The sequence below is a fragment of the Rhodanobacter sp. FW106-HT46G03 genome, from assembly GCF_058789895.1.
The window spans coordinates 295602-318264 of sequence record NZ_JBYTCC010000001.1; the positions used below are offsets into that span (position 1 = coordinate 295602).

The 22663-nt window shown below is 66.9% G+C and carries 13 protein-coding genes; 9 read left to right on the plus strand and 4 right to left on the minus strand.

Annotated elements, in window-relative coordinates:
- The 3 genes from AC3WP6_RS01290 to AC3WP6_RS01300 are packed head-to-tail and all read left to right on the plus strand — an operon-like array spanning position 1 to position 6632.
- A complete protein-coding gene (locus tag AC3WP6_RS01290) occupies positions 1-2526 on the plus strand; it encodes a glycoside hydrolase family 3 C-terminal domain-containing protein (protein WP_492625987.1) in 2526 nt (841 codons plus the stop codon).
- Complete coding sequence (locus AC3WP6_RS01295; protein ID WP_492625988.1) at positions 2523-5381, plus strand: TIM-barrel domain-containing protein; 2859 nt, start codon at positions 2523-2525, stop codon at positions 5379-5381. Before AC3WP6_RS01290 ends, AC3WP6_RS01295 begins: the two co-directional genes overlap by 4 nt.
- 27 nt (positions 5382-5408) lie before the next feature.
- On the plus strand, positions 5409-6632 hold the full coding sequence (locus AC3WP6_RS01300) for an SGNH/GDSL hydrolase family protein (protein ID WP_492625989.1): 1224 nt from the start codon (positions 5409-5411) through the stop codon (positions 6630-6632).
- Between the two features lie 62 nt (positions 6633-6694).
- Here the strand turns inward: AC3WP6_RS01300 and AC3WP6_RS01305 are convergent, their stop codons facing one another.
- Entirely contained in the window at positions 6695-7864 is a 1170-nt protein-coding gene (locus AC3WP6_RS01305; protein WP_492625990.1) for a XylR family transcriptional regulator, read from the minus strand.
- A gap of 399 nt (positions 7865-8263) precedes the next feature.
- On the opposite strand from AC3WP6_RS01305, the gene xylB reads away from it, so the two are divergent.
- The 6 genes from xylB to AC3WP6_RS01335 all read left to right on the plus strand — a co-directional run bounded on the left by xylB (position 8264) and on the right by AC3WP6_RS01335 (position 15970).
- A complete protein-coding gene (xylB, locus tag AC3WP6_RS01310) occupies positions 8264-9829 on the plus strand; it encodes a xylulokinase (protein ID WP_492625991.1) in 1566 nt (521 codons plus the stop codon).
- Complete coding sequence (gene xylA, locus AC3WP6_RS01315) at positions 9826-11166, plus strand: xylose isomerase (protein ID WP_492625992.1); 1341 nt, start codon at positions 9826-9828, stop codon at positions 11164-11166. The genes xylB and xylA overlap by 4 nt, the downstream gene beginning before the upstream one ends.
- 85 nt (positions 11167-11251) lie before the next feature.
- Positions 11252-12685, plus strand: coding sequence for a sugar porter family MFS transporter (locus AC3WP6_RS01320; RefSeq protein WP_492625993.1), 1434 nt, complete (start codon positions 11252-11254; stop codon positions 12683-12685).
- A gap of 34 nt (positions 12686-12719) precedes the next feature.
- On the plus strand, positions 12720-14339 hold the full coding sequence (locus AC3WP6_RS01325; RefSeq protein ID WP_492625994.1) for a family 43 glycosylhydrolase: 1620 nt from the start codon (positions 12720-12722) through the stop codon (positions 14337-14339).
- Between the two features lie 88 nt (positions 14340-14427).
- On the plus strand, positions 14428-15192 hold the full coding sequence (locus AC3WP6_RS01330) for a GntR family transcriptional regulator (RefSeq protein WP_492625995.1): 765 nt from the start codon (positions 14428-14430) through the stop codon (positions 15190-15192).
- 460 nt (positions 15193-15652) lie between these two features.
- Entirely contained in the window at positions 15653-15970 is a 318-nt protein-coding gene (locus tag AC3WP6_RS01335; RefSeq protein ID WP_492625996.1) for a hypothetical protein, read from the plus strand.
- A gap of 108 nt (positions 15971-16078) precedes the next feature.
- Here AC3WP6_RS01335 and AC3WP6_RS01340 read toward each other — a convergent pair whose 3' ends face one another.
- The 3 genes from AC3WP6_RS01340 to AC3WP6_RS01350 form a co-directional block, all read right to left on the minus strand.
- The gene (locus AC3WP6_RS01340) at positions 16079-17998 is read right to left on the minus strand and encodes a propionyl-CoA synthetase (protein ID WP_492625997.1); all 1920 of its coding nucleotides are present in this window, start codon (positions 17996-17998) and stop codon (positions 16079-16081) included.
- Positions 17999-18118: 120 nt separating this feature from the next.
- The gene (locus AC3WP6_RS01345; RefSeq protein ID WP_492625998.1) at positions 18119-20311 is read right to left on the minus strand and encodes a TonB-dependent receptor family protein; all 2193 of its coding nucleotides are present in this window, start codon (positions 20309-20311) and stop codon (positions 18119-18121) included.
- Positions 20311-22659 (minus strand): TonB-dependent receptor, encoded by a 2349-nt coding sequence (locus AC3WP6_RS01350; protein WP_492625999.1) that lies wholly within the window; start codon positions 22657-22659, stop codon positions 20311-20313. Before AC3WP6_RS01350 ends, AC3WP6_RS01345 begins: the two co-directional genes overlap by 1 nt.
- Positions 22660-22663: the final 4 nt, after the last annotated feature.

The window sequence follows — 22663 nt, forward strand, 5'->3', positions numbered from 1 at the left end:
ATGATTCGATGGAAAGCACTCGTCACTGCCTGGTCGCTGGTCGGCCTGGTCGCGCCGGCTTGGGCCGCCGACCCGCAGCCGGATACACCGGCAATCGAGCATCGGGTGGATACCTTGATGGAGCACCTGACGCTGACCCAAAAGGTCGACCTGATCGGCGGCACCAACGGTTTCGACATCCGCGCCGAGCCTTCCATCGGCATGCCTGCGGCGGCCATGTCGGACGGCCCCTACGGCGTGCGCATGGGCGGCAACTCCACGGCTTACGCGGCCGGCATCGCGCTGGCTGCGAGCTGGGACCCGGCGCTGGCGCAGCGGGTGGGCGCGGCGATGGGGCGCGATGCGCGCGCCCGCGGCATCAGCTTCCTGCTGGGGCCGGGCGTGAACATCTATCGCGCACCGCAGAACGGCCGCAACATGGAGTACTACGGCGAGGATCCTTACCTGGCCGGGCGTACCGCGATCGGCTTGATCGACGGTATCCAGAGCCAGGGCGTGGTGGCCGTGATCAAGCACTTCGCCGCCAACAACTCCGAGTACGACCGCCGCCAGATCAACTCGGTGATTGCGCCGCGGCCGCTGCACGAAATCTATCTGCGCGCGTTCGAGATGGCAGTGAAGCAGGGTCATGTCGGCGCGGTGATGAGCAGCTACAACCAGCTCAACGGCCAATACACCGCGGAGGATCGCGGCCTGGTCACCGGCATCCTCAAGCACGACTGGGGCTTCGACGGCCTCTTCATGTCCGACTGGGGCGCGGTGGATAACGGCATGAAGGCGTTCAAGGCCGGCCTCGACCTGGAGATGCCCGCGGCCGACAAGATGCAGCCCTCCCTGCTGCTGCCCGCCTTGCGCGACGGCACGCTGTCCAAAGCCGAACTGGACGACAAGGTGCGCCGCATCCTGCGCACCGCGGTGCGTTTCGGTTTTCTCGACCGGCCGCAGCAGGATCTCGCCCAGCCCCGGTTCGGCGCGAAGAACGACCAGGTCGCTTTGGATTCGGCGCGCGAATCGCTGGTGCTGCTGAAAAACGCACATGGCCTGCTGCCGCTCGATGCCGGCAAGCTCAAGACCATTGCGGTGATCGGCCCCGACGCCTACCCCGGCTACGCCACCGCCGGCGGCAGCTCGCACGTCGACCCTTTCCGCACCGAAAGCATCCTCGGCGGCATCGTCGACCAGGTTGGTGGGCACGTGCGCGTGTTGTACGAGCGCGGCCTGCCGACGCCGGACGCCGTTTTCAAGCGCGCCGGTTTCACCACGGCCACCGGTCAGCCCGGTCTGCAGCGACAGACGTTCGACAACCCGGATTTTCGCGGCACGCCCGAATCGACCGGCGTGGATGCAAAGGTCGACCAGTGGAAGCCGGAGCTGTGGACCACGCCGGCGGTGCAGCGGCACAGCATCCGCTGGAGCGGGCGCTATGTGGCGCCGCATGCGGGGCGCTACCTGTTCCTGACCGCCGCGGCGAGCGCCGACAGCTACACGCTGTACGTGGATGGCAAGGCGGTGATCCTGCAGCCCAAGCGCGAGGGCCAGGCACCGTTGTACGCGACCCTGGACCTCAAGGCGGGGCAGGCGGTGGCGGTGCGGCTCGATTACCTGCCCGACGTGGCCTACAGCCGCATGGGCCTGGGCGTGGTGCCGGTCGACGAGCTGATTTCGCCGGCCGCGTTGAAGATGGCGGCGATGGCCGATGCCGCGGTGGTGGCGGTTGGTTTCGACCCGACCTCGGAGAGCGAGGCCTACGACCGCACCTTCGCCTTGCCGTGGGGGCAGGAGGCCTTGATTGAAGCAGTAGCGAAGGCAAATCCGAAGACCGTGGTGACGGTGACCTCGGGTGGCGGCTACGCCACCGCCGACTGGCTCGGCCAAGTGCCGGCGCTGCTGCAGAACTGGTATCCGGGACAGGAGGGTGGCCGCGCGGTGGCCGAGGTGCTGTTCGGTGCGCGCTCGCCGGAAGGCAAGCTGCCGATCAGCTTCGAACGTGAGCCGCAGGACAACCCGACCTACCACCATTACTACGCGCCGCCGCATGCGCCGGGCACGCATCCCACGGTGAATTACGGCGAAGGCCTGTTCGTGGGCTATCGCTGGTACACCAGCCATCCCGACCGGCCGCAACCGTTGTTCCCGTTCGGCTACGGCCTGTCGTACACCACGTTCGCGTTTTCCGGCCTCGAGGTGAAGCCGGCAGCGGCGCACGCAGGCGACCCGGTGCAGGTGTCCTTCGAACTACGCAACACCGGCTCGCGCCCGGGCGCGGAGGTGGCGCAGGTCTACGTGAGCGATCCTTCCGCCAGCGTCGAGCGGCCGGAACGCGAGTTGAAGGCGTTTGAGAAAGTGAACCTCGCACCGGGGCAGAGCCGGCGCGTCACCCTCGCGCTCGATCGCCGTGCGTTCGCCTATTACGACCCGGGCCACAACGACTGGAAGATCGATCCGGGTCGCTTCGTGATCCGCGTGGGCGATGCTTCCAACCACACACCGCTGACCACCGATCTGACGCTGGAGAAGACGCCATGAGCTGTGCCCGCCTGTCTGCCATTGCCTGCCTGCTTGCCCTCGGCCTGTGCGTCGGTGGCGTGCACGCCACGGCGCCGGTGTCCGCCAGTCACGTCCAGCCTCTGCACGATGGCGCCGTGATCAGCGTCGAGGGTTCTGCGCAAAAGGTGCGCCTGCAGGTGGTGTCCGATCGCATCATCCACGTCACGGCCGTGCCCGGGGGCGATTTCAAGCTGCCGGCCAGCCTGATGGCGCTGAAGACCGGCGGCGACCCGCACTTCACCGTCAGCGAGCACGCCGGCACGGTGGCATTGGATACACCGGCGATCGAGGCCCGCGTGTCATTGCGCGACGGCGCGGTGGCCTTCTACGGTCGCGACGGCAAGCCCGTCCTGGCCGAGCAGCCGCATGGCCGCAGCTTCACGCCGGTGACGGTGGACGGAAAGTCGTTCTACGCGATCCGCCAGCAGTTCGCCTCGCCGTCCGACGAGGCGTTCTATGGCCTGGGCCAGCATCAGGAAGGCGTGCTGGACTACAAGGGCAAGGATGTCGAGCTGGCCCAGCACAACATGGATATCGGCATCCCGTTCGTGGTGTCCTCGCGCCACTACGGCGTGCTGTGGGACAACAACTCGATCACCCGCTTCGGTGATCCGCGCCCCTACCAGCTGATCGACAAGGGCCTCAAGCTGTTTGACGCCGACGGCAAGCCTGGCGGTCTCACCGCCAGCTACTACGTGGACGGCAAGCTCAAGCTGCGCCGCAACGAAGCCCGCATCGACTACCAGTACCTCGACGACCTGAAGCGCTGGCCCGCCGCCCTCACCGACGCGAAAGGCGTTACCGGTGGTCCCGGCCAGACGGTGGAGTGGAAAGGCTCGCTGGCTTCCGACGTCGCCGGCACGCACAAGTTTCGCCTGTACGCCAGCGGCTACTTCAAGCTCTACATCGACCACCAGCTGGTGCTGGACGACTGGCGGCAGAACTGGAACCCGTGGTACCGCGATTTCAGCGTGGCGATGAAGCCCGGCGAGAAACACGCGATCCGCATCGAGTGGACGCCGCAGTCGGGCTATATCGCGCTCGACCACCTCGACCCGCTGCCGGCGGCCGAGCAGGACGAGCTGTCGCTGTACTCCGAGCTGGGCCACGCGGTGGATTACTACTTCATCGACGGCAAGGATCTGGATGACGTCATCGCCGGCTACCGCGAGGTCACCGGCAAGTCGGTGATGCTGCCGCGCTGGGCCTACGGTTTCTGGCAGAGCCGCGACCATTACGAGACCCAGGCGCAGTTGCTCGATACCGTCGCGCGCTACCGCAAGCTGGGCCTGCCGCTGGACAACATCGTGCAGGACTGGCGCTACTGGAAGGACGACGCCTGGGGCTCGCACCAGTTCGACACCTCGCGCTTCCCCGACGCGAAGGCGATGATCGCCAAGGTGCATGCCGAGCACGCGCACTTCATGATCTCGGTGTGGCCGAAGTTCTACCCGACCACGAAGAACGCCAAGGAGCTGGAAGCGGGCGGCCACATCTACCAGCGCAACATCGAGGAAGGCGTCAAGGACTGGGTGGGGCCGGGCTACCTCAGCTCGTTCTACGACCCGTACTCGGCCGAGGCGCGGCATATCTACTGGCGGCAGATCCGCGAAAACCTGGGCGACCTCGGCGTCGACGCTTGGTGGCTGGATGCGACCGAGCCGGACATCAACTCCAACACCAGCATTGCCGAACGCAAGCTGTTGATGGGGCCGACGGCTCTCGGCCCGGGCGCGGCGTTCTTCAACAGCTATCCGCTGATGACCACCACTGCGGTGTACCAGGGCAGCCGCCAGTCGTACCCGGACAAGCGCGTGTTCATCCTCACCCGCTCGGCCTTTGCCGGGCAGCAGCGCAATGCCGCGGCCAGCTGGAGCGGCGACGTGGTGGCGCGCTGGAGCAACCTGCGCGACCAGATTTCCGCGGGCATCAACTTCTCGCTGTCGGGCATCCCCAACTGGACCACCGACATCGGCGGCTACGCGATCGAAGACCGCTACATGAAGCCGGACGCGAAGGACCTCGCCGAGTGGCGCGAGCTCAACGTGCGCTGGTTCCAATTCGGCGCGTTCAGCCCGATCTTCCGCTCGCACGGGCAGGGCGTGACGCGCGAGATCTACAACATCGCGCCACCCGGCACGCCGGTGTACGCCGCGCTGGCCTGGTACGACGCGCTGCGCCATCGCCTGATGCCGTACATCTACACCCAGGCGGCCAACACCTGGTGGCACAATGGCACCATCATGCGCGGCTTGCCGATGGATTTTCCGCACGATCCGAAGGTGCGCGACATCGACGACGAGTACCTGTTCGGCCCGGCCTTCCTGGTGGCGCCGGTGACGGCGTACGAGGCGCGCAGCCGTGCGGTCTATCTGCCGGCCGGCAGTGATTGGTACGACTTCAACACCGGCAAGCGCTACACCGGCGGACAGAGCGTGCAGGCGCCGGCGCCGCTGGCGCGCATGCCGCTGTTCGTGCGCGCGGGTGCCATCGTGCCCACCGGCCCGGCGGAGCAATACACCGACGAGCACCCGGATGCGCCGATCACGTTGCTGGTCTACGCGGGCGCCAATGGTCATGCCTCGCTGTACGAGGACAAGGGCACCGACTACGGCTACGAACACGGCCACTACTCGCGCGTGCCGATCCGCTACGACGACGCCACCGGCACGGTCACGCTGGGCCAGCGCGAAGGCGACGGCACCGGCGCACCGGCGACGCGGCAATTCATCATTCGCCGCATCGACGCCGCGCATCCGAATGCGGATGCCGCGGATGCCAGCCGCGACCAGAGCGTCACCTATCGCGGCCATCCATTGAACGTGCCGCGCTGAGCGGCCACTGCACGAGGTCAGCCGGAAATGAACCAGCTTCGACATGGACTTGCGTGGGTCGCCGCCGGGGTACTGTGCCTGACGACAGTGGGCGCGCTGGCGGGTGCCGCCGATCGGCAGCCCGCATGGGTGGATGCGTGGACGGCGGCACCGGATACCGTCGGCCCGGTGTTGAACGCCCAGACCGTGCGCCAGGTCGTGCGCACGAGCGTGGCCGGTACGCAGCTGCGCATCCGCATCTCCAACCTGTTTGGCGCCACCGCGGTCACGCTCGGGCCGGCGCGCGTGGCCCAGAGCGCCGCCGGGGCGGACACCGTGCCCGGCACCGACCACCTGCTGTCGTTCGATGGCAAGCCGACGGTCACCCTCGCGAAGGGCGAAAGCGTGCTCAGCGACCCGGTGACGATGAACGTTGCGGCCTTGCAAAACCTGACGGTGAGCCTCTACGTGCCAGCCGCCGCGGCCTATCACCCGGCGACCGTCCACAACGCCGGCATGGCTACCGCGTACCTCACCGAAAAGGGCGACGCCACTGCTGCCGTGCGTTTCCCGCGCGAGGAGACCAGTGGTGCCCGGTTCTACCTCACCGGTGTCGAGGTGGCCGGCGCCGCCACCCGCGCCACGCTGGTTGCCTTCGGCGATTCCATTACCGACGGCGTGGGCTCCCGGCCGGATGCGAACGACCGCTGGCCGGATTACCTCGCCGCGCGGCTGCAAGCCGATCCGGCACTGAAGTCCATTGGCGTGGCCGACGAAGGCATCGGCGGCAACCGCATCCTGCGCGACAACTATGGCCCCAGCGCCTTGAGCCGCTTCGACCGCGACGTGCTCGATCAGCCGAACGTGCGCTGGGTCGTGCTGCTGGAAGGCATCAACGACATCGGCGGTTCGGGGTATGCGTGGGACGCGAAGGACAAGGTGTCGGCGCAGCAACTGATTGCCGGCATGCGGACACTGGTGGCGCGTGCGCACGCGCGGCACGTCAAGGTCTACGGCGCCACCCTCACGCCCTACGGCGGCAACGGCTGGCCCTATCACAGCGCTGCCGGCGAAAAGATCCGGGAGGAGCTCAACGCGTGGATTCGCCACTCCGGTGTGTTCGACGGCGTGGTGGATTTTGACCGCGCCGTGCGCGACCCGGCCGCGCCGAACAACTTGCTTCCCCAATACGACAGCGGCGACCACCTGCACCCGAACGACGCGGGCTATCGCGCCATGGCCGCGGCAGTCGATCTGCGGTTGTTCCGGTGAGGCCGGGATGGGGGATACGGCCTGCGCGAACGGCGGCGCTACCGAATCCCCCATCCCGGCTCCTATCCCTCCTCGCGTTCCGCGTATTGCCGTGGCGTGCAGTTGAACTCGCGGCGGAACACCGCGTACATGTACTGCAACGAGGTGAAGCCGCTGCGCACGGCGACGTCGGCGAGTGGCACGCCGGGGTCCGCGAGCATGCCGCGGGCGATTTCCAGCTTGTGCGCCATGATCGCCTGATGCACCGTCTGGCGCAGTTCGCGCTTGAAGTGTTCTTCCAGCAGAGTGCGTGAAATGCCCACGTAGTCGGCCACCTGTTCGGCCTTGATGCCGAGGCAGGCGTACTGGCGGATGTAGTGGCGCGCGCGCATGACATGCGGGCTCTTGATCGGCTGATGCAGGCTGCTCGCCTGCACGTTGATGCCCACCGGCGGCACCACGATACGGGTGGCTGGCGGTACCTGGCCGTGCAGCATCTTGTGCAGCAGTTGCGCGGCCTCATGGCCCATGCTCTCGGCGCCCTGGATCACCGAGGTCAGCGCGATGCGGCCGAGCAGTTGCGCGATGGGGTCGTTGTCGATGCCCACCACCGCGATTTGTTCGGGTACCGGCACGTCGGCCACTACGCAGGATTGCAGCAGTTGCCGGGCGCGCGCATCGGTCACCGCGATGATGCCAATCGGCTTGGGCAGCGACAGTACCCAATCGGCCATGTCCTGCTGTGCCCGTCCCCAACCGCCCGCGCTGGTCGTTGAGCCGCGGTAGACGACGCCTTTCATGTGGTCGGCGGCCAGCATGCGGCAAAACGCGTCCTCGCGCTCCTGCGCCCAACGGTTGCCGGGGGTCGGCGGCAGACCGTAGAACGCGAAGCGTTGCAGCCCTTGTTCGATCAGGTGGTCGTAGGCAAGGCGCACTAGTTTGGCGTTGTCGGTGGCGACGTACGGGGTGCTGGGCGGGTACGCCGCCTCGTTCGCGTAGGAACCGCCCACGGCCACCACCGGCAACGGCATGTCGGCCAGGGTCTCGGCCACGGCGGGGTCGTCGAAGTCGGCAATGATGCCGTCGCCACGCCAGTGGTGGATGCCGAGCGTACGGCAGCGGAAGTCCTCTTCCATGAAGAGATCCCACTCCACGCGGGTGGATTTCAGGTACTGGCCAATACCGGTGATGACCTGCCGGTCGTAGACCTTATTCGCGTTGAACAGCAAGGCAATGCGATGGGGAGCGGACATGGCGCACCGGGTTTGGCGGTTGGTTGTCTGGCCTTTCACTCTAGGCGTGTGGGCGGCTGGAACCGAGTATCGCCGCCGATCGCGTTCCTGCCGCTCACGCCCGCAGGACATAAACCCTACATGCGTGAGCCGGCATGACGCGACGCGGCAGGCAAAAAAACTTGCCTCAATGATGGATTTCGCAATTGCGGGTGTCGCGGGCCGGCATGCAGGATCGAACCAGATCACGCGTTACACGATTGTTTGCCGTGTCGGGCGTGCAGGTGATGTGGTCGGTGTGCGCGCCGTGCGAGGGGAAATGAAGGCTTGGTTGAAAACACGGATGCTTGGGTGGTTTGCGTGGCACGCACGTCGGGTTTCGGCAGGTGCGGCTCACGGCGCCCATGAGAGGCGATGCCCATGAGCTTCATCGCCGGCATCGACGTTGGCACCCAGAGCGTCAAGTTGCTCGTGTACGACCCCGTGGCGCGGAGCCCGGTCGCGCGGCATAGCCAGCCATTGACGGTCAGCGGCACCGATGGCACGTGCGAGCAGTTGGCCTCCGACTGGATCGATGCGATCCGCGCCTGCTTTGCGAGCCTGGCGCCGACGTTGCGCGCCGGTGTCGGCGCGATTGGCGTGTCCGGACAGCAGCATGGCTTCGTGCCGCTTGCTGCGGACGGTCGCGTACTGGCACCGGTCAAGTTGTGGTGCGATACCAGCAGCCAGCGCGAGTGCGCCGAGATCACCGCCGCGGCGGGGGGCGAGGCGACCTGCATGGCTGCAGCCGGCAACCCGGTACTAGTTGGTTATACCGCCTCCAAGTTGCCGTGGACGCGGCGCCACCGCCCGCAGGCGTATGCGGCGCTGGCGGGTATTGCCTTGCCCCACGATTACGTGAACTTCTGGCTCACCGGCCAGCGCTGGATGGAATGCGGCGATGCCTCCGGCACCGGTTGGCTCGACGTGCGTACGCGCCGCTGGTCGGCGCGCATGTTGGCGGCAACCGACCCCGGGCGGGATTTGGCCGTCTGTCTGCCGCCGCTGGTGGCGCCAGACGCGAGCTTTCCCATTGCCGCCGCCGTGGCCGACGCGCTTGGCGTGCCGCGTACCGTGCAGGTGGCGGTCGGCGGCGGCGACAACATGATGGCGGCAATCGGCACGGGCAACGTCGAGGCCGGCGTGCTCAGCATGAGCCTCGGTACTTCGGGGACGCTGTTTACCCGCACCGACCGTCCGCTGGTTGATCCGGCGGCGCGCTGGGCCGCGTTCTGCTCCTCCGACGGCGGCTGGTTGCCGCTGATCTGCACCATGAACTGCACCAGCGCAACCGCGGCGGTGGCGCACGCATTCGGCTTCGCGGCCGCCGAGGGCGACGCCGTGCTGGCGGATACCACGCCAGGCGCCGACGGCCTGCTGATGCTGCCGTTCCTCGCCGGCGAACGCACGCCGAACCTGCCCAACGCGCGCGGCAGCCTGCACGGCATCGACACCCACAACCTGACCCGCGGCAACGTGTATCGCGCCGCGATGGAAGGCGCGACCTGCGCGTTGCGTCACGGCTTCGAAGCGTTGTGCGATGCCGGCCTCGTGTTCAGCTCGATTCGCCTGACCGGCGGCGGTGCACACAGCCGCGTGTGGCGGCAGATCGTCGCCGATCTGTTCGCGCTGCCGGTGAGCGTGCCGACGGAGTCCGAAGCAGCGGCGTTTGGCGCTGCGCTGCAGGCTGTGTGGGCACTCGATCATGCGCATGGCGGGCAGCTGCAGCTTGCCGACCTTGCCCGCGAGCATGTGCGGATGGACGCCCAGCTCGCCACCTTTCCCCACGCGACGGAAGTGGCGCGTTACCGCGAACACTACGCGCGTTTTTTCCACCAGCTCGATGCGCTGCGTGCCGCAAGCGCGGATGTGTCGAAGCTTTCCACCGCGCTCTCGTCCCCGGGCGCTCCCCCACATCACTTGTCGACAGGGCCAAACATCACATGACGAGCTATTTCACCGGTGCACACGAGTACTTTCCCGGCATCGGCCGCATCCCGTTCGAGGGCGCCGACTCCGACAACCCGCTGGCGTTCAAGCACTACGACGCAACGCGCAAGGTGGGCGACCGGACAATGGCCGAGCACCTGCGTTTCGCGGTGGCGTACTGGCATACGTTCTGCAACGGCGGACGCGACCCGTTCGGTTCGGCGACCCGCCATTTCGGCTGGACCATACCTTCCACGCCAATGGCGCTGGCCGAGGCGCGCATCGATGCCGCATTCGAGTTTTTCACCAAGCTCGGTGCGCCGTACTACTGCTTCCACGACACCGATCTCGCCCCCGACGCGGACAGCGTGGTCGAGTACGAGCAGAACCTTCGGCACATGGTGACGCTGGCTCGTGAGCGCCAGCAGGCGACCGGGGTCAAGCTCCTGTGGGGCACGGCCAACCTGTTCAACCATCCGCGCTACATGAACGGCGCGGCGACCAATCCCGATTTTGCGGTGGTGGCGCGCGCCGCAGTGCAGGTGAAGGCCGCGATCGATGCCACGGTCGAACTCGGCGGCGGCAGCTACGTGTTCTGGGGTGGTCGCGAGGGCTACGCCTCGCTGTACAACACCCAGATGAAGCGCGAGCAGGAACACTTTGCGCGCTTCCTCGGCATGGCGCGCGACTACGGCCGCAGCGTCGGCTTCAAGGGCCAGTTCCTGATCGAGCCCAAGCCGATGGAACCGATGAAGCACCAGTACGATTTCGACGCGTCGACTGTCGTCGGCTTTCTCCAGCGGCACGGACTGGACGCCGATTTCAAGCTCAACGTCGAAGCCAATCACGCCACCCTGGCCGGCCACACGTTCGCGCATGATCTGCAGGTGGCGTCCGACCACGGCCTCCTCGGCAGCATCGACGCCAACCGCGGCGATGCGCAGAACGGCTGGGATACCGACCAGTTCCCCACCGACCTGGATGCCGCGGTGGGCGCCATGCTCGTCGTGCTGCGCCAGGGCGGGCTGGCTCCCGGCGGCCTGAACTTCGACGCCAAGGCGCGCCGCGAGTCGACCGACGTCGAGGACCTGTTTCTCGCCCACATCGGTGGCATGGACACCTTCGCACGCGCCCTCGAGGTGGCCCATGCATTGTTGGCGGGCTCACCGCTCGAGCGCTGGCGCGACGAGCGTTACGCCAGTTTCGACGGCGGCACCGGCGGCGACTTCGTGCATGGCAAACTCAGCTTCGCCGATTTGCGCGACTACGCGGCTGGCCATGGCGAGCCGGTGCCGACGAGCGGCAAGCAGGAACGTTACGAGAACCTGGTACACCAGTACATGCAGCGTCACTGAGTGACGCCTGGCGCGTTGCGCCATCTCGCCACCGCGTCCGGCATCGGGCGTGGTGGCGTCACCCTCGACCACGGGATGCTCCGCGATGAACAGCGTATTGCTCGACCGCGAACTGGCCATGCGGCCTGCCGAAAACACGCGGCTCATCATCCTCATCAGTTGCGCCGCAACCCTGGGCGGGTTCCTGTTCGGGTTCGACAGCGGCGTCATCAACGGCACGGTCGACGGCTTGCGCGAGGCGTTCCACTCGAACGCCGCGGAACTCGGCTTCGAGGTGGCGTCGATGCTGCTTGGTTGCGCGGCCGGCGCGTTCTTTGCCGGCCGGGTCGCGGATTACTGGGGCCGGCGCGCGGTGCTCATCGTGTCCGCCGTGCTGTTCCTGCTGTCGGCGCTGGGCGCCGGTTCCGCCCAGCAGGCGGTCTGGTTCGTGGTGGCGCGCCTGACCGGCGGTTTCGCGGTGGGCGCGGCCAGCGTCATCGCGCCGGCCTACATCGCCGAGGTGGCGCCGGCACGCTATCGCGGGCGGCTGGCGACGGTGCAGCAGATCGCCATCATCGGCGGCTTGTTCAGTGCCTTCCTCAGCAACTATCTCCTCGCCAGCGCGGCCGGTGCTTCCACCGGCGAGCTGTGGCTGGGGCAGGCGGCGTGGCGCTGGATGTTCTGGATGCAGGTGCTGCCCTCGTCGCTGTTCCTGGGGTCGTTGCTGTTCATCCCCGAGAGTCCACGGTTTCTCGTGGTGCGCCGGCGCGAGCGCGAGGCGCTCGCCGTGCTGGGGCGGCTGTACGGCGCGTCCGAGGCGCAAGCCAAGCTGGGTGAGATCGGCGCCTCGCTGGCGCAGGATCGGCATCGGCCGAAGTTGTCCGATCTATTCGACAAGGTACGCGGGCGCATTCGGCCGATCGTGTGGACGGGCATCGGGCTGGCCGTGTTCCAGCAACTGGTCGGCATCAACGTCGTGTTCTATTACGGCGCCGTGCTCTGGCAGGCGGTCGGCTTTTCCGAAAGCGACGCGCTGCTCATCAACGTGTTGTCCGGCGCGCTCAGCATCGGCGCCTGTCTGATCGCGGTGGCGCTGATTGATCGCCTGGGCCGCAAGCCCCTACTGTGGATCGGCTCGGTGGGCATGACCGTCACGCTTGCGGTGGTCGCGTGGGCGTTCCTGCAGGCCGACGCCGGCGCGGGCGGCAAGCTGAGCCTGCCGCCGGCGATGGGCGTTACCGCCCTGGTCGCCGCCAATGCCTACGTCGTGTTCTTCAACATGTCGTGGGGCCCGGTGATGTGGGTGATGCTGGGCGAGATGTTTCCCAACCAGATTCGCGGCTCGAGCCTGGCCGTGGCGGGCGCTGCGCAGTGGATCGCGAACTTCGCGATCACTATCAGCTTCCCGATGCTGCTGGCCGGCATCGGCCTGGCCGGCGCCTATGGCTTGTATGCGGCGGCCGCCGGCCTGTCGATCGTGTTCGTCCTGGCCTGCGTGCGGGAAACCCGCGGCAAGGAGCTGGAGGCGATGGGCGACTAGCCGGTGATGTTTCACTGAATCGAGGACACCTGGCATGCAACGTTCCCGCCGCAATCTCATCAAGCTGGCACTGGCCAGTGCGACCGCGCCACTGTCGCTGCCCGTGCTGGCTGCGGCGTCCTGCGCAGAGGACCGCCAGCGCGACGTGCCGCCGCGACCGGGGGGGGAAGGTCAGCGCCGCGCCGATCTCGGCAATGGCACGTACTGGAACCCGATCGTGGCGGGGGATCACCCGGACCCGACGATCCTGCGCGACGGCAGCGACTACTACATGACGTTCACGTCGTTCCAGTCCTGCCCCGGTTTGCTGATCTGGCATTCGACCGACCTGGTGAACTGGGCACCGCTGCGGCCCGCGTTGACGCGCCCCCTGGGCAACGTCTTTGCCGTCGACCTGTGCAAGTACGGCGACCGGTATTTCCTCTACATCCCGGCCATGGTCGCCGGTGGCGGCTGGACGATCTACGTGACCTGGGCGGAGCACATCGAGGGCCCTTGGAGCGAGCCGCTCGACATGGGTATCCACGACTGCATCGACCCCGGGCACGTGGTGGGCGAGGACGGCAAGCGGTATCTGTTCGTCAACGGCATCCGTTACGTCCGCCTGCGCGATGATGGCCTGGCTCCCGACGGGGAATTGCGCCATGCCTACAGCCCGTGGCATTACCCCGCCGACTGGATCGTGGAGGATTTCGCTCCGGAGGGTCCCAAGCTGTTGCGCCATGGCGGATGGTTCTACCTAGTGTCGGCGGTTGGCGGCACGGCCGGGCCGCCGACCAGCCACATGGTGATTGCGGCAAGGTCGAGATCGGTGCACGGGCCGTGGGAGAACTGCCCGCACAATCCCCTGGTGCACACCGCAAGTGCCGCCGAGCCGTGGTGGTCGCGCGGCCATGCCTCGCTGGTCGAAGACCCGGCGGGCGACTGGTGGATGGTCTATCACGGCTACGAAAACGGCTTTCGCACGTTGGGCCGCCAGACGCTGCTGGAACCGATCGAATGGACGTCGGACGGCTGGTTCCGCGCTACTGGCGGCGACTTGTCGCGGCCGTTGCCGACGCCGAAAGGGGGCCACCCCAGTGCTGCCGGCATGGTGTTATCCGATGCGTGCACCGCCGACCGGCTTGGTGTGCAGTGGAGCTTGCAAGCGGCAGGTGCCGATGATTTGCGCCGCATCCAGTGCGGTGCGGCCGGCACGCGGCTTGCCGCACAAGGACATTCACCGACCGACAGCGCGCCACTCACCTGTCTGCCGGGCGATCGTGCCTATGCAGCCGAGGTGGCGCTGGAGTTGCAAGGCAACGCCGAAGGCGGCCTGCTGTTGTTCTACAACCATCAGGCGTTCGTCGGCGTTGGCTTTACGCCGCGCGAGATGAAGACCTTCGAGTACGCGGCCGAACAAACCTGGATGCGCGCGCCGATGGCAACGCGCCGCGTGCGGCTGCGGCTGACCAACATTGGGCGAGTGGTGACTTACGACTACTCGCACGACGACGGGAAAAGCTGGACACGGCATCCGATGCGGATGGAGGTTTCCGGCTTGCATCACAACGTGTTTGGCGGTTTCCTCAGTCTTCGCCTCGGCATCTATAGTGCCGGGCAGGGCGCCGTTGTGATGCGCCAGTTCCGTTACCGCGCGTTGGCGGATCGGTGAGCGTGACTTCGCTGGTGTGTCTGCGGAGCCCCGTTCGGCGGTTTTCCCACGCGTACGTCGTCGTTTTCAGTACGGGTCGATGAATCTCATGTCAGCGATGGATACTCATGCACTGCTCGCGAAGGAATACCTCCGCCTTGGTCGCGCTGCGGTTGGCCGCGATCCATTTGCCTATCAACGCTTGCGGCGCGCGATTGCCGGGCTGATCGAGCAAGGGGGCCTCAGGGCCGGCTATGTGCTGCCTGGGGAACGTGACCTGGCGCAGTGGCTCAAGCTCTCGCGCGCCACGGTGCGGCGCGCCATTCGGTGCCTGGTGGCAGAAGGGTTGCTGGTGCAAAAGCAAGGCTCGGGCACGTTTGTTGCCGAACGCATCGAGAAAGCGCTCGCCAGCTTGACCAGCTTTGCCGATGACCTGCAGTCGCATGGGTTGCCGACGCGCACGGCGTTCATTGAGCGCAGCACCGGACAGGCCACGGCAGCGGAGCGTGAAGCCCTGCAGCTGGCGCCCGATCAGCCGGTGTCGCGCATCCGCCGCCTGCGCTACGGGGGTGGTGAACCGCTGGCGGTGGAATGCAGCACAGTGCCGGCCGACGTGTTGCCCAACCCCGAGCTGGTGCATGGCTCGTTGTACGAAGCGCTCGGCGCCCTCGGCCATCGGCCGCTGCGGGCTACCCAGCACTTGCGCGTGATGCCGCTTACCGGGCAGCAGGCCCGCCAGTTGGCGGTACCGGTGGGTACCGTCGGCATGTATGTCGAACGCAAGGGCTTTACCGGCGATGGGCGTTCCGTCGAATTCTCCTGCTCGTGGTATCGCGGTTACCTGTACAACTTCGTCGACGACCTGCGTGTTTGATGCAGTGTCGTGATGTTCGTCGCGACGGTGTTTGCCACCGCGGGACCGCTTCCGTCGCGATTGGATTGAGGTTGGGCTGGGTGGCGAGGGTCGGCGTGCCAGGGCTGGCCGTTCGGTAGAGGGAAAACCGGCTCCCCCACGATCCCCGTGGTTGACGTTCAGGCGGAGGTGAACCGAACCGACTTTTCCCCGAGGTCATTAAAGAAACACTGACCTTGCCCTGTGGTCGAAGCCCCGCTCCGGCGATGGATTGCCCCGATGACCTCCAAGAAAATGATCCTAGCAATGCAGCGGAGCGCTGTATTTGAGCGGCGCCGCAAGCCGAGGTGGTGCGACGTGTTCCCTGGTAGAGGTGGGGCAGGTGGTGCCGTGGGCGTCGCTGTGCGCGGGTATCGCATCGTGCTACGCGGATGATCCTGAGCGGGGCGCAGGCGGCCGACGCACGGTCGGGCTGGAGTAGATGCTGCGCATCCACACCTTGCAGCAGTGGTATGCGGTCCCCGATCCGGTGGTAGAAAGCGCTGTACGACTCGACGGTGATGCGGCGGCACGTGGCGTCGACCTGGGCCAGGAAGGCGCACCAGGCGAGATCACGGTGCGGAGGTCCCGGCACCTGCTGGAGAAGCACGGTCTGGTTGGCCAACGGTTCGACACAGTGGCCTGCCGCCTGAGGCGATACGGCATGAAGCTGTCGCAAGGCACGGTAATCCCCCGCCGGTACGGCCCGAATCGAGCTGATCCCTACAGCTCAAACCCGCCCCAGGGCCATCGAGCCTGAAGCTACGCCGTGGGAGGGGACACAATCGGGACCTCCCGGCGCATGATCGTCCAGTCCGGCGTGGCCGCGCGGCGCGTCGGCCACGCGCGCGGCGCGGCCAAACCGGCATCAATCCTTGCGCGGATACCCGAGTGCCTGCAGGGCTTGGGTGATCTCGGGCAGTACCGTCTGGTCCTCGATGGTGGGTGGAATCTTGATCGTGGTGCCATCGGCGATCGTGCGCATCGTGACGCGCAACACCTTGCCCGAGCGGGTCTTGGGCAATCGCGAGACGACCTTCACGTCCTTGAACGCCGCGACCGGACCGATGTGTTCGCGCACGCTGGCGACCAGCTCGCGACAGATGGCCTCCTCTGATCGGGTGACGCCGGATTTCAACGTCACCAGGCCCACCGGTACTTGCCCCTTGAGGGGGTCGGCGGCGCCGATCACGGCGCATTCGGCCACGTCGGCGTGGGCGGAAAGGATCTCTTCCATCTCGCCGGTCGACAGGCGGTGGCCGGCAACGTTGATGATGTCGTCGATGCGCGACATCACCGAGTAGTAGCCGTCCTCGTCCTCGACGGCCGCATCGCCGGACAGGTAATAGCCCGGGTAGCGCGCAAGGTAGGTGCTCTCGAAACCGGCTTCATTGTTCCATAGCGTGTACAGGCTTCCAGGCGGCAGGGGCAGCTTGATCGACAGGTTGCCGACCGTGCCCCGCGGGCAACGTTTGCCCTCCTCGTCGAGGATCTGGATGTCGAAGCCCGGTACCGGCTTGGTCGCGGAACCCGGCTTGACCGGCAGCGCTTCGATGCCCATGCAATTGCTGATCGCGGGCCAGCCGAGCTCGGTCTGCCACCAGTTGTCGATGACCGGCGTCCCCAGGATCCGGTGGGCCCACTCAATGGTGTCCGGGTCGCCGCGCTCGCCGGCAAGAAACAGCGTCCGGAACTTCCGCAGGTCGTACTGCTTCACCAGCTCGCCGCGCGGATCCTCTTTCTTGATGGCGCGGAATGCGGTGGGTGCGGTGAACAGGGTGTTGACGCCATGGTCCCGGCATACCCGCCAGAACGCGCCGGCATCCGGGGTGCCCACGGGCTTGCCTTCGTAAAGGATCGTCGTGCAGCCTTGTAGCAGCGGACCGTAGACGATGTAGGAGTGGCCGACCACCCAGCCGATGTCGGATGCCGCCCAGTAGACGTCGCCGGGCCAGCTGTCGTAGACCGCTTCCATCGACCAGCGCAGGGCCACCGCGTGGCTGCCGTGGTCGCGCACCGCTCCTTTCGGTTTACCGGTGGTGCCGGAGGTGTAGATGATGTACAGGGGGTCGGTCGAAGCCACCGCAATGCACTCGACCGGTTGCGCTGTGGCCATGGCCTCGTCCCAGTCGTGGTCGCGTCCGGGGGTGAGCTCGGCTGCGAGTTGCGGGCGCTGCAGGATCAGGCACGGGGTGTCCGCGGCCCCCGCGATCCGCAGGGCCTGGTCGAGCATCGGCTTGTACGGCACGGCTTGTCCGGGCAGCAAACCGCAGGACGCGGAGATCACCACCCGCGGCTTGGCATCCACGATGCGCTTTGCCAGTTCCGGTGCCGCGAAACCGCCGAACACCACCGAATGCACGGCGCCGATGCGCGCGCACGCGAGCATCGCCATCACCGCCTCCGGCACCATCGGCATGTAGATGATGACGGTGTCGCCACGGCGGACGCCGAGGTTGCGCAGGGCGCCCGCGCAGCGTGCCGTCTCGTCGCGCAGCTCGCGATAGGTGAACTTGCGAACGGTATTGGCCAGCGGGCTGTCGTACACGAGCGCGAGTTGTTCGGCCCACCCGCCTTCGACGTGGCGGTCGAGGCAGTTGTAGCAGGTGTTCAGTTCCCCGCCCGGAAACCAGCGGTAGAACGGTTTGCGGGAGTCGTCGAGCACCCGCGTCCAGCGCCTGGTCCAGACGATCTCTTCGGCGAGTTTGGCCCAGAACGTTTCCGGGTGTCTGATGGACTCGTCGTAGGTGCTCTGATAGGTACCCGGTGCGGCATGTTTCGCGTTCATGTTGCCTCCTGCGTGACGCCTGGTGATCGGTTGGCTTGGACCCGGTGAAGCGACAACCCCTGAGGCGGATACGGCTGGCGGAAATCGGACAGCGTGCGCGAAATCATTGACGTCCGTGCGTCATTCGCTGCCGGCCCGGCGCAGGGCGACCGTCACCCCGGCCCAGAACGTGCGCCCTGTCGCCGGCTCGAAGCTGGCGCCGCTGGCCTGGTTGACGATCACCGAGCCGACGTACTTGCGGTCGAACAGGTTGTCGACCCGCACGAAGGGTGCGATCTGGTAGCGCTCGGAATCAAACGTGTAACCTCCGTTCACGCCGGCGATGGCGTAGCCTGGGGCCCTCAGCGTATCAGCGTCGTCGGCGCTGACGGCACCGGCCGCGTCGACGCTGATGCCCGCGTGCCAGCCGACGGTCCCACCCCAGCGGAGCCCTGCGTGCAGCCACTGGCGGGGTACCCCCGGCAAGCGCGTGCCGGCCGCGACCCTGCATCCGGACGGGCCGGCACAATCGCCGAACGCGCTGCGGAATTGTGCCTGCAGCCAAGTGTACGTGGCATCCAGCCGCCAGGCATCGCCGAGTGGCAACTGCAGCCCGAGTTCCGCGCCGCGCCGACGCGCGGCGCCGACGTTGTGGTAGATGGTGCGTCCGCCGCTGCTCGACAGTACCGCGATCTCGTTGCGGCTGTTGGCGTCGAACAGCGCAAGATCCAGCCTGCCGCCATCGTCGAAGCTCCATTTCGAACCGATCTCGCCATTCTTCGACCGGGCCGGGCGCAGACCCAGGTTCAGACCGGACTTGCCGTTCGGGCGGTAGCCGATCTCGCTGAACGTCGGAGTCTCGAACCCGGTGCCGTAGGACGCGTACAGGTGCCAGCGCGCGCTGGCGTCGAACATCAGTCCCGCGACCGGGTTGGTGGAACCGTAGGCGACCCGGCCGCTGTCGTCCGGATTCTTGCCGGTGACGTAGAAATCGGCCGAGCTGAAACGCACCACGCTGTGCCGCGCGCCGAGGGTGAGCGACCAGCGATCCGCGAACTTCCATGTTCCCTGCCCGTACTCGTCGATGTTGTAGACGTTGTCCTGTTCGTCGCGCCGCAGCGCGCCCGCGACCCCGAGCGTCGTGCCCACGAAATTGTCGTAGCCGTTGCGGTGCTGGGCCTCGTCGTCGTACGCCACGCCCGCGGAGAAGTTCAGCGGCCGCCCGGCGAGGTCGCCGGACCACATCCAGCGCAGGTCGGTGCCTTGGTAGACCGTATGCAGGTCGACGACCCCACCCGAGCTCAGGGGGCTCTTCTGCGCCGCCGGCGGGATCGAGAGGAATTGCCGGACGCCACGCTGGCCGTAGTACACCAGCGCACGCACGCTCTGGTGCGCGTCAAGCTGCTGGGTGAACACCGCACCGCCCTGCCACTGGTGCACGCTCTTGCGGGTGTTGTAGGCGAGGGAGGCGGGCGCAGCCTGGCGCGGATCGGCCCTGTACTGGGCCCAGGTGAGGCCTTGCGGGTCCTGCGTCTGCGGCAGCGAAACCGTGTTGAGCAGCACCGTCAGTTTCCCGCCCGTGCCGATTTTCCAGTCGAGCTTGGCGTTGCCGTCGGTGCGCTGGGCCCGGCTGTGGCGACGGAAGCCGTTGGTGTGGAAATCGGACAGATCGAGGTTGTAGCCGAACCCGCCCCGCGTGCCGCGCGCGCCCACATCGGCGCGCCAGGCACCATCGCTGCCGAGGCCGAAGTTGCCAAGCAGTTCGGACGGCTGACTGCCGTCCGCGGTGAAGAGTTGGACGACGCCGCCGGAGGAGTTGCCGTACAACGCCGAGAACGGGCCGCGCAGCACTTCGATCCGGTCCGCCCCGCCGAAGTCGAAATTCGACACCTGGCCCTGGCCGTCCGGCATCGTCGCCGGGATGCCGTCGGTGTAGAGGCGCACGCCACGCACGCCGAAGGTCGAGCGCGAGCCGAAGCCGCGGATGGAGATCTGCTCGTCCTGTGCGTAGTTCTGGCGGTCGCGCGCCAGCACACCGGGCACTTGGCGCAGGTATTCGGAGGTATTGATGCCGGGCGTGGCATCGTCGATGTGGCCGATCCCCACTGCGCTGATCGAGGCCGGGATGTCGAAGGCCGGCTCGGGCATGCGGGTGGCGGTCACCACGATCACGGGAAGCTGCTTCGGGATGTCCTCCTTCGGGGGCGGTGATTGCGCGAACGCCGGCGGCGCGGCCGCGACGACCAACGCCAGTGCCAGCGCAGTCCGGCGCAGCGTCTGGGCATGCGGCGCGGCAGCACCGCCGGAGAGCCGGGAGAACACGAAGACGGACATCAGCTTTTTTCCTTTCCAAAGTCGTAACGCAAACCGATGAACCAGCCACGGGGTGCACCCGGCACCACGAACAGGGTGGAGGTGCCAGGCCCGGTAGTGTCGATCAGCCGGTTCGGCGAATCGAAGACGTTGTCGCTCAACTGGCCGCTGATGAAGTAGCGGTGGTCGAACACGTTGTCGACCTCCACGAACAAGGTGAGCGATCGCGAAGCGCGGTAATGCAGGTCCAGGTTGACGACCGCATGGCCGGGTACCGGGCCATGGCGGTCCTGGTTGTTGTCGTCGTCGGTCGCATACTGGCTGGACAGCGCACGCAGGTTGCCGCCGAGCGACCACTGAGCGGTCAGGCGGTATTCGATGGAGAGGGTGAACACGTTGCGCGGCACGCCGGGCAGTCGATCGCCCTGCGCCACATGGATGGCGCCATCGCGGTCGGCACTGGAATTGTCCGCGGCCAGCTCGACGAAGGGCGTGCCGTAGGTCGCGTCGATGACGCTGTAGTTGGCTTGCCACTCCAACCCGCCGAGCCCGCCACCGATGCCGAGGTCCACGCCCTTGCGCAGCGTTCGCGGCACGTTGGCGAAATAGCCCTGCAGACTGCCGCCGGTGAAGATCGTGAGGATGTCGTTGTCGACGCGGGTGTAGTACGGCGAAACGTTCCAGTGCACGTGGCCGTCGGCAAAGCTGCCGCGCAGTCCGCCGCTCAGGGTCCGCGCGACCACGGGTTTCAGTGGCGGATCGCCGGTGAAATTGTTGGGCAGCGTGCACGGCGCATCCGGACTCGCGCATTCGATTTCGATCGGCGTCGGCGTGCGCGAGCCTTCGCCGTAATTCAGGTACGCGCCGAGCGTCGGCGTGATGGCCCAGGTGAATCCCGCGGTCGGGTTGAAGCGGTGGAAGGACTGGCGGCCGTCGATGGCGGGCGTGTTGCCCGACAGGTCATGTACCGCGAGTGTGCTGTGGTCGTAGCGGCCGCCGACGGTAAGGTGGACGGCATTCGCCAGCGCCAGCACATCGGCGAAGTACAGGCCGTAGCTGCGATCGGAAGAGCCCGCCCAGGTCATCGGATCTTCACCGAACGGCCGCAGTCCGACTGCTTCGCCACGCCGAGCGGGGTCGTGGGGAAAGTACGCCGGCTGGCCGAGCTGCGTGAACACGGTGGCGCCGGCGTCCAGGCTGGCGCCGATGGTGAACTGGTTGGCGTGTCCCCACAGGCTGCCGTCGTCCGCCACCTGGATCGAACCGCCCCAGGCACGCGTGTGCACGTTGCCCAGCACGTTCGAGGCCGGCACGTTGTTGATGGTTGCGGCGGGATGGTACGGATCGTAGGCCGGGGACAGCCCTGCGTAGTAATAGGTGCCGATCGAACCCGGATCGTAGGGGAGGTCGGCGGCATGACCGATCGGACCCATGCCGGGGTCATAGCTGTCGTGGCGGTTGGTGTTGCTGTTGAAACCGCGGCTTTGCGAAATGCGCAAATAGGCGTCCGCCTGCAGCGACCAACCACCTCCCACCTGGCGCGAGCCCATGAGGTTGAGCTGGCCGAGGTTGTTGATGGAATAGTCGGGCCAGGTGTACCCGACCTGCGGCGCATTCGCCCACGCGACGGGGATGGCCTGGGTGCCATGCAGCTTCGCGTGTGCGCCGGTGTAGCTCAGCGCGACGTTGGTTGCGTCGTCGGGCTGCCAATCGGCACGCAGGAAGACCTGTTGCACGCGGCTCGACGAGAAGTCGCGCCAGCCGCTTTCGTAATTGCTGCCGATACCTGCGTAGAACCCAAGGGTTGGGCCGTGCCACCCGAAATCCGCATCTTCCTGGATGCGCCCCCAGGAACCGCCGGAAAGATCGAACGCGCCGCCGGGGTTGGCGAAACCGTTCTTGGTGGTCAGGACCAGCGCGCCGCCCAGCGTGTTGCGTCCGAACAAGGGGTAGGAACCCGGAACCACCTCGACGTTGCCGATTGCGAAGGCCGGCAGCGACTCCCAGTTCAAGGTCTCGGCAAACGGCTCGTTCTGGCGCACGCCGTCCACGTAGACCGAAATGCCCGACGGTGACCCGAGCAGCGGCGACAGCGTGAAACCGTGGAAGTACAGGTTGGCCTGCCACGGGTTGCCCTGCGACTGGGTCACGTTGACGCCCTGGAACTTGTCCTGCAGCAGGTTGGTCAGCGACTGGCCGTGGATTGGTTCGATGTCCTCGGCCTGCGCGCTCAGCACGTTCAACGGAATCAGCTCCGGTGGCAGGTTCAGTCCCGGCAACGGCGTGATGCCGATCACGACCACCTCGCCGAGCTGCTGGACCGGGGTATCGGCGCGCGCTTTTCCCAGCGCCACCACGGACGCAGCCATGCAC